Below are 3,901 nucleotides of genomic sequence, written 5' to 3'. Positions count from 1 at the left end.
GTCACCGGGAAACCAGGCGTCGGTGGTTCCTGTTTTCAGGTTCACATGAGCCAGCAGGTTGAAGAATTGAAACGGCATCGCTCCATTCGCAGGGTTGTATGGGCGCTGTGGATCAAAGGCGAGTATGAAGCCGTGTTCGTACTTTCGACCGATGTAGCGGTCATCACACCTCGGGAACTCGCAGGGGTAGTCAGTCAACGGCTGCGGTTGAATTTCGTCCTGCGAACTGGTCAGGTCGAAGGTCCAGCGCATCAGGCTTGCAGCCAGAGTTTCAGGCGGTGGGACATAACCGTCTGCTTGTGGAAAGAAGTAGAAGATGTTCCCGCCGGTGACCGGCATATCTACGTAAACCTTGCCATTGTCATCGAAGGCATTGAGCGTATGGCCTTGGAACCCGTCCTTGGGGCCCTTGAACCAACGAACATCTTCCGCGCGTCCATCCCGTGGCACCACGGCGAAAAGCTGAGGTAGATCGGGTTGCCATTGAAAATGCGGCCCCCCGTTTTTCATACGTTCGACGTCAACTGTCAACGGAATAATCGGGAACACTACGTACCGTTCGGTAACCGCGAAATCATGAACCATGGCCGCATAAGGCGCCTGGAACCAGATCTCATGCAGCAGTTTTCCGTCCGGCGAGATTTCGAAATATGCCAGGTCGGGCGTGCCGTCCCCTTTGGCTTCATAGCTGAATGCCGAGAGGTTTCCTGTAGCTGGGTCGAGCTTGGGATGAGCTGTAAACGTCGCCGATTTGACCTGGTCGTCAAAATTCCATTCGCCGAGGGTCTCCAGCGTTTCGAGATCCATTGCCCAGGGCATGGCATCTTCTTTGAGTGCAAGCAGGACGCCGTTGTGCGGCATCACGGTTGTATTAGCGGTCGTGTTGTTTTTCGCAGCGAGCGGGTCATTGGTGTAGCCGTTTCGATAGATACCATTGAGCGAGCGACCTTCGCGGCGCTGAGCCATCAAACGATCAGTCTTCACGTAGCGGCGTCGCATCGATACCTTGCCGTCCGCAAAATAGAAGCCGCTGACCACTCCGTCACCGTTGAAAAAGATATCGGTGCCCAGCATAGGTGGGTACTGCGGGTCTGGCGCGACCTGATAAAAAGTCCCACGGATCGAGGCGGGAAGGGTGCCTTCAATCTCGAGGTCGAACACCTCTGCTTCTACGCGGTTGGGTGTATAGAGAGCGCCGGAAAATTCAGGGGTTTGAGGGAATGTAATGGTCATCAGGCAATCTCATTAATGTACAGTTTCGTTCATTTTTAGGGTGGGGAATCCTTGAACGCCAGTTGTGGGACCTGGATTTGGCGCTACCGCCCGACCAGATCAATCATGCTGTGGCGTCCTCAGTTACCATTTTCTAAGTGCGTATCAGGCCGACTGAGCGGACATTTCTGGCCCCGAAGGCTTCATGCCTCGACGAAAGCGCGCAACGACCAGACACGAGATAACCAAGGCTACCAAATAGGCTGAGGCAGCCAGCCATCCAACTGCCCGGAAGTGTCCCTCACCGACGACAAGTGCTGCACCAAATGGGCCTAGCCCTTGGCCGATAAAAATTGCGGCGTTGCCCAGCCCGGCCAGTCGGCCGGAAGGGTCCAACTCGGCCGCCATGGAAAGCAGGTAAGGTAGGCTGAAAAACCACACCATATGGATCAGGCAGGCAGTGGCGACAAAAGCAACGGGGCTATTGCCATAGACCATGACCAGGGTCGCAAGCAAAGCTGTGCCGAAGCTCAGTAATTGCGGAAACAGCAAACCAAGGCGACGTCCGATTAGCCCGGCCAGACCCGCCCCAAGGGCGCCGGCAAGGATGCTGCCCCTGAGAATTCCACCAATCTGCTGCGGCTCCAGGCCAATGCTTTTGCCGATGCGCTCTTGGTAAACCCACAGAGCGGAATGCCCAAAAAACAGAAGCGCAAAAAGCATAAGTAACAGGATCGACGTGAGACCAAATGGCTGGACCGCGCCGGTCGCCAAGCGATGTGCTTCAGGGTACCGTTTTGGCACCCTCCAGCAACCCAGCGCCGCGAGAGCGCTGGCTATAGCCAATAGATAAAACGCACCATTCACGCCGTATGATTTCAGGATCATAGGCATGGAGGTCACGAGCAGCATGCCCCAGAGGAGGTTGCCGATATTGATGACCGCGAAAGTTGCATCTTTAGAAGTGCGCAGGGCTGCTGTGGCGTAGACAACGGCCATGACAGCGCCACCGCTTGCGCCGCAGATCATTCTAGAAATGATTAACGAAGTCTGGCTGTGGAGTTGAGTGCTGGCCAGATTGCCTAATACCAGGGTCAGCAAGGCAAGCAAGGCAAAGCGACGCCGGTCGACGCTCGCCATCAACATGGCGCAAACGCCGCAAGTGACTGCCATCGCAATAAGTTCTGCTGCGAAAATGGCGCCTATTGCGTTAAGCGGCAAGCCGAGTTGGTCGATAAAAGCTCCGCCCAGGATAGGCTGGATCTGTAACGTTCCTAGAGAAATGACCATCATCATGCAGATAGCGGCCAATGATTTTTTGCTGTCGATGGACTCGAGCGCGTTCATGAAGCATCACCTCGGGTATCTTTCGATGCGAAGCTGAGAGTCAGGCATGCTGGCAGAGATTTGGTCAGGTTCATCGACGTGGCTCTATTGTTGGAGTTGTGAGCTGGGGTAGCTTCCCCCGGTGCTTCGACTTTAATTGCTGGGCGTTCGTGATGCTTGAGCGCAACTGCCAGAGTTGACTGAGAGCGCCACGACGCAGGAGGAGCGACATAATTGATCGCTCGGCGCCGTCTAAACGGCAAGAGGGGACCTCAAGGAACGTGAGTTCCAGATGGGGCTGGGTTATTTGATCCAGAGTGGGCCGCTGAAGAATGTCGGCCTGATGGCGCTTAAATCGATTTACCGCAATGATTTTCCTGCCGGCGTGATTTTCCGGGATGAAAACCGAACCCGCTTTCTGATCCTCTACCTATCTGGTAATGCCGTAGACGCTGAGGAGGGCAATCAGGTGGCGTCACTCTGACGCCACACGCGTCCATCACCCTTGGGGCGGCCTTGCGTTCATTGGCCGTGCGCGGGGACGACTCGGTGAGCGAAGTTCACGCCTGATAAACCTTTCTCAACAGCCTGAGCAACTCCTCGCGCTCTGCGCTATCGAGCGCGGCGGTGGAGTCGATATCACTCTGAGCTGCGATGAGTTTCAACTCCTTGAGCAAGGTCTCGCCGGTCTTGCTGAGAAATATGCCGTAGGAACGCTTGTCGGGTTTGCAGCGAACCCTTACGGCCAGTGCACGACTTTCCAGTTTGTTCAGCAGGGGCACCACCTGTGGCGGTTCGATAGACAGTGCTTTGGCCAGGTCGGCCTGCATCAGCCCGGGGTGTCGATCGATGATCGCCATGGCGGAGAATTGCGCAGGCCGCAGGTCGTGGTTCGAGAGTCTGCCGATCAGGTTCTGGAACAACTTGAGTTGGGCTCTGCGCATGGCATAACCGATCAGGTCGTCCAGTGCCGTGTCGAGCGGCGCCTGCACCTCGGTGCTGCCGGGCAACACCTCACTCGCGTCGGGAATGTTGGAAGGCTTGGCCATTGAAAGTGGAGTCCTTGCAGGAATGAAGTTAAGAAAGCTATCTAGTTTGCCGAGGTTGTCGGTCGATAGCTACCGTAACGCTCAATACGTACCGAATGTGAATTTCGGCACCCTTCGTTAGCCAAGCAGTCTCGAGGGTTTCTCTCCGGCCAAGCAGGCATAAATTTGATTAATATTATTAATGGTTAATTGACATAACAATAATTGCGGTTTAGTTTTTGCTTATCTTCAAGCGAACAACAAGAGAGCAACCGCTATGAGCAATTACGAAGGTCGCTGGAAAACCGTCAAGGTCGAAATCGAAGACGGCATCG

General features: G+C 55.0%; 3 protein-coding genes and 1 pseudogene. 1 reads left to right on the top strand and 3 read right to left on the bottom strand.

The window, feature by feature from the left end:
• Both M0974_RS22025 and M0974_RS22020 read right to left on the bottom strand, forming a co-directional pair.
• On the bottom strand, positions 1-1,233 hold a 1,233-nt coding region (locus M0974_RS22025), incomplete at its 3' end, for a carotenoid oxygenase family protein (protein WP_297841691.1).
• A gap of 144 nt (positions 1,234-1,377) precedes the next feature.
• Entirely contained in the window at positions 1,378-2,559 is a 1,182-nt protein-coding gene (locus tag M0974_RS22020) for an MFS transporter (RefSeq protein ID WP_297841688.1), read from the bottom strand.
• Between the two features lie 253 nt (positions 2,560-2,812).
• Between M0974_RS22020 and M0974_RS22015 the strand changes: the two are divergent.
• Positions 2,813-3,022: pseudogene (locus M0974_RS22015) on the top strand (OprD family outer membrane porin); the annotation flags it as partial.
• Positions 3,023-3,098: 76 nt separating this feature from the next.
• Here the strand turns inward: M0974_RS22015 and M0974_RS22010 are convergent.
• The gene (locus M0974_RS22010; RefSeq protein ID WP_297841686.1) at positions 3,099-3,587 is read right to left on the bottom strand and encodes a MarR family transcriptional regulator; all 489 of its coding nucleotides are present in this window, start codon (positions 3,585-3,587) and stop codon (positions 3,099-3,101) included.
• Positions 3,588-3,901 lie beyond the last annotated feature (314 nt).

The sequence above is a fragment of the Pseudomonas sp. genome, from assembly GCF_026224925.1.
In the GTDB taxonomy this organism is placed as follows: domain Bacteria; phylum Pseudomonadota; class Gammaproteobacteria; order Pseudomonadales; family Pseudomonadaceae; genus Aquipseudomonas.
Note: the sequence above shows the minus strand (reverse complement) of the source record. Positions and strands in the feature narration are given on the sequence as shown.

What these genes read in the sequence shown, in the direction of transcription:
- M0974_RS22010 (WP_297841686.1), bottom strand. Translation starts at nt 3,587, where the DNA reads ATGGCCAAGCCTTCCAACATTCCCGACGCGAGTGAGGTGTTGCCCGGC.
- M0974_RS22020 (WP_297841688.1), bottom strand. Translation starts at nt 2,559, where the DNA reads ATGAACGCGCTCGAGTCCATCGACAGCAAAAAATCATTGGCCGCTATC.